Origin of the sequence: Streptomyces sp. 8K308 (genome assembly GCF_004348315.1) — a bacterium.
GTDB lineage: Bacteria > Actinomycetota > Actinomycetes > Streptomycetales > Streptomycetaceae > Streptomyces.
This window is the reverse complement of record NZ_SMKC01000474.1, coordinates 1-4277: the sequence shown is the minus strand read 5'-3', so window position 1 is coordinate 4277 and position 4277 is coordinate 1. Positions and strand designations below refer to the sequence as shown.

Genomic DNA, 4277 nt, shown 5'->3' with positions numbered 1-4277 from the left:
GGAGTGGGGGGAGCGGCGCGTGCCGGCGAGGGGCGTGCCGCTGCCGGATCGATTTCGGGTGGCGGAGGCGGGGTCGTGGTCGCCGAGGGCGACCGACGCGCCGGTCAGGGGTGTCCGGCGGGCGGGTCGCCGGCGTGGCCTGGGACGGTTCGCCGGGGTCGCGCCCGCCGGACGCCGTGCTGGTGGTCAGGCACCTCGACCCGTCGTTGGCGCCGCTGCTGCCGACCCTCACCGCGCTGGTCGCCCAAACCGGCAGTCCGCTCTCCCACCTGGCCGTGCTCGCCCGGGAGTTGGGCCTGGCCACCGTCACCGGCGCGGCCGACGCCGTGCGCGGGTTCCCGCCCGGCACGCCGCTGCTCGTCGACGGCGGCACCGGCGAGGTCACCGAGCTCGGCGGGCGGCCGTGAGGAGCGCCCGGCTGGCCGCCTACCTGTTCGGCGGCACCGCCGCGTTGGGCGCCGCCGCCTACCTGGTGATCTACCTCTACCGCTGGCAGTGGCAGCGCACGATCCTCTGCGGCGTGCTGCTGCTCGTCGTCGAGGTGATGCTGCTCGGCCTCGCCCTGCTCGACCGCGTCGGCCGTCTCGAACGGCGGCTGCGCGAAGGCGACCTGCGGCACGAGGAGGCGCGGGAGCGGCTGCGCCAGGACATCCTCGCCGAGCTGCGCGGCGCCCCTGGCGACCACCGCCCGGCACCCCGCTTCGCCTGGCTCCTCGACCGCCGCGGGGAGATTGACCGCACCTTCGTCTTCGTGCCGGTCCTGATGGCCACCGGCGTGGCCCTGTCCGGCATCGCGTGGCTGGTGGAGCGGGTCGCCGGGGCGACCGTGCGGCCGGCCGCCGACCGCCGTCTTGCCGGCCGGCTCGCGCCGTTGGCGGCGCCGCCCGGCGGACCGACCGCCGGCGCTTCCGAGTTGCCGCCCGGGCCGCTGGACACGCGCCGCCGTTGGCCGCGCGCCGCCGGCTGGCTGCTCCTCGCCCTCACCGGCCTCGGTCTCTTCCACGCGCTGGCCGAGTTGACCGAAACCCGCCCACCGGAACGCGGCGGGGAGACCGCCACCTCGGTACTGTTCCGCGTCGAGGGCAACGACGTGGACGGCGATCGCGCCGTTTTGGTTGTGCGCCAGCACTGGGAGCGCTGCCGGGACGCCACCGCCGTCCCGCTCCAACGAGCCGGCCTGGCCGCGCTCGACGACGACCTGTTCGCGGCTACCGTGCACCCGTCGCTCAGCGCGCACGACGTGCACCGGCTGCTCGGCTGTCTCGAGGACGCGGCCGTCGACCGCATGCGACTGCGGATCGTCGGCAGCGGATCCATCGGAGCCAGCGGATAGTAGCAGCAACTCCCCGAACAGGGTTGGACTTTGTCCGTTGGTGATGATTCCGGTAGCGGCCCGAGCCACCGCCACTAGCGTCCACCGCACTCCCCCGTAACCGGCCTGGAGGGCGCAGTTCGCATGGCTAAGAGACGATCCGGCATCGCTGGCGCGTTCACGTCCGCGCACACCGTGGGCACGGCGCTCGTGATCGGCGCGCTGGCGCTCACGTTGGCCGCCCTGCTCATCCCCGTCAGCCTCTTCGAGCGCGTCGCCAACGCGGGCCCGTCCATCGAGGTCGGGCCCCCGATGACCTTCACGGACGACGGGCGTGGCACCTTGACCACCCAGTACGGCCCCCTGACCGCGCTGGACCGCGACTTCGTGCGCCGGGTCCGGATGGCCGGGCTCTGGGAGGGGCCCGCCGGCCAGCAGGCCATCGAGCGCGCCGGCGACAACGAGGCGCTTCGCACCGCCGGGGAGCACCTCGTCGACGGCCACGCCCTGCTGGACGAGATGTCGGTGAACACCGGGCGCGAACTCGGAATCGACCTGCCCACCCAACCGTCAGAACAGCTCCAGGCGAACCTCGACCGGTTCTCGGCCGCCAGCGGCGCCGAGTACGAATACCTGTTCGCCAACATCCTGCGTCGGGCGCACGGCCAGGTATTCGGGCTTGTCGCCCAAGTCCGGCACTCCACCGAGAATTCCATGGTTCGGGAGCTGGCGGACCAGGCCAACGAAACCGTGCTCGACCACATCACACACCTGGAGTTGACGGGACTGGTCGACTACGCGCTGCTGACCGATTAGCCCCGATTGCCTTGAGGGCTGTAATCCCGGATCCCGTCGCTGGATCCCTGTACGAGACGGAGTAATTCATGAGTCGTCAGACACACAAACGCTCACGAGGCAGAACAAAAGTCGTGGCGTTGGTGACCGCGCTGGTGGTCGGGGGCGGTGGAGCGGTGGTCATCGCCCAGCAGGCGTCGGCCGGTTGGGGCCGGGACGGCGACGGCCAGGGATGGTCGCGCGGCCACCAGGCCGCGTGGCGACCAGGCGGCACGATCCAGTGCCCGGACGTCGGACAGAACATGACGCAGCTGCCCGACGACGCCAGGACGGACGTCGGCCAACTGCTCGCCGACCTCGACCAACAGGTGGCGGACGCCTACGGGCAGATACCGACCGACGAGACCGAGGTCGCCGCGGCCGAGCCGGGCGACTCCAGGCAGGTGCTCAGCGAGCTGGAGAACCAGCGCGAGGAGACCATCGAAGGCATCGTCCAGGCCACCGGCGTGGAGGGCCAGCAGGCCGAGCGGCTGCGCCGGATGAGCCCCTGTCAGGTGATGCCGCCGGCCAACCCGGTGGACACCGCGCCGCCCCCGGCGGACGGCGAGTCGGGCGGTGGCGGCGGCTCGATCGAGTGCCCCGAGGTCGTGGTCTCGGACGTTCCGGCCGCCGCGCAGGCGGAGGTGGACCGGGAGCTGGGGAACCTCCAGCGGCAGATCGAGGAGGCCAACGGCCGCCTGGCGAGCTCGGCGGGCGAGGGCGGCCCGAACTTCGTGGACAACGCGATCCTCGGCCCGCTGCAGAGCAAGCGGAGCGCGGCGCTCGACCGGATCAGGATCGCGATCGAGCGCCAGGGCGGCACGGCGCCGGCCGGGCTGCAGGACCTCTCGGCGTGTGAGGTCGGCGAGGGCGGCAACGACCCCGTCGACACCCCGCCCGACGAGGGCGAGGCCCCCGACGAGGGCGGCGAGGGCGAGGCCCCGCCGCCGGTTTCCGGCGGTCCGTTCCCCGAGGACTTCGTGGACATCACCACGGTGACGCCCAACGTGACCCCGCCGCCGGCGGGCAACGAGGCGGCCTCGACCGGCACGTTCACGGTGGACTGCGGGACCAACGAGGAGGGCCAGTTCAACTCCGACAACGTGATCGTGGCCCCCGGCGTCTCCAACGGCGCCCACCACCTGCACGACTACATCGGCAACATCGGGGTCGACGCCTTCGCCACCGACGAGAGCATGGCCGCGGCCGAGACCACCTGCACCAACGGTGACCAGTCGACCTACTACTGGCCGGTGCTGCGGGTCCTCGACGAGGACGGCGACGGCTCGATCGACGCGGCCGGCGGTCACAACGGCGACCACAACGGCGGCGACGCCGGTGGCGACGCCGGCCAGATCGGCCGGGACGACGTTCCGCCCATCGACGACGAGCTGGACAACGCCCACAACAGCGGCGCCGTCCTGGAGCCGGTCGAGGTCAGCCTCACCTTCCAGGGCAACCCGACCAGCCCGGTGGTCGACATGCCGCGCTTCCTGCGGATCATCACCGGTGACGCCAAGACGCTGACCAACGGCACGGCCAACGCCAACGCCTCCTGGAGCTGCACCGGCTTCGAGGACTCGGTCCAGCTGACCGACCAGTATCCGCTGTGCCCCGAGGGCAGCGACCTGGTCCGCACCTTCGACTTCCAGAGCTGCTGGGACGGCCAGAACACGGACAGCGCCAACCACCGCACGCACGTGGCGTTCGCGCAGGCGGACGGCTCCTGCCAGGAGGGCTTCCAGGCCATCCCGCAGCTGGTGCAGCGGATCGTCTACGACGTCCCGCAGGGCCCGGTGTTCGCGGTGGACAGCTTCCCCGAGCAGCTGCACCACCCCTCGACCGACCACGGTGACTTCATCAACGTGATGAACGAGCAGCTCATGGCCGAGGCCGTGGCCTGCATCAACGAGGGCCGCGAGTGCGGCCCGTGACCGGGCGGCGCTAGCCGCGCCGCCCACCGACTGACGGGCACCTCTGGGGCGCCAAGCGCCCGCCCCGGACGGTGCCCGTCCTGTTGTCCGCGCCGCGCGTCGCACGACGCGGACCGCGAAGGGCCACGACGATCCACCACGGTCGCGGGCGCTGGCGACAACGAGGAGGGCCTGCCAGGCGATTCGCCTGGCAGGCC

The 4277-nt window shown here is 72.4% G+C and carries 4 protein-coding genes; all 4 read left to right on the top strand.

Annotated features, from left to right (window positions below; translation table 11 throughout):
* The first annotated feature begins 134 nt into the window (after positions 1-134).
* The 4 genes from E1265_RS34240 (at position 135) to E1265_RS34225 (ending at position 4080) form a co-directional block, all read left to right on the top strand.
* Positions 135-407 (top strand): PEP-utilizing enzyme, encoded by a 273-nt coding sequence (locus E1265_RS34240; protein ID WP_243741314.1) that lies wholly within the window; start codon positions 135-137, stop codon positions 405-407.
* Complete coding sequence (locus E1265_RS34235; RefSeq protein WP_243741313.1) at positions 404-1333, top strand: hypothetical protein; 930 nt, start codon at positions 404-406, stop codon at positions 1331-1333. Before E1265_RS34240 ends, E1265_RS34235 begins: the two co-directional genes overlap by 4 nt.
* 123 nt (positions 1334-1456) lie before the next feature.
* Entirely contained in the window at positions 1457-2128 is a 672-nt protein-coding gene (locus E1265_RS34230) for a DUF4142 domain-containing protein (protein WP_132934849.1), read from the top strand.
* A 113-nt stretch (positions 2129-2241) separates the two neighbouring features.
* Positions 2242-4080: a DUF1996 domain-containing protein gene (locus E1265_RS34225; protein ID WP_243741312.1), complete on the top strand. Its 1839-nt coding sequence runs from the start codon at positions 2242-2244 to the stop codon at positions 4078-4080.
* Positions 4081-4277: the final 197 nt, after the last annotated feature.

Bases quoted from the DNA above. Each gene is read 5' to 3' on its own strand.
- E1265_RS34230 (WP_132934849.1), top strand. From the start codon at position 1,457: ATGGCTAAGAGACGATCCGGCATCGCTGGCGCGTTCACGTCCGCGCAC.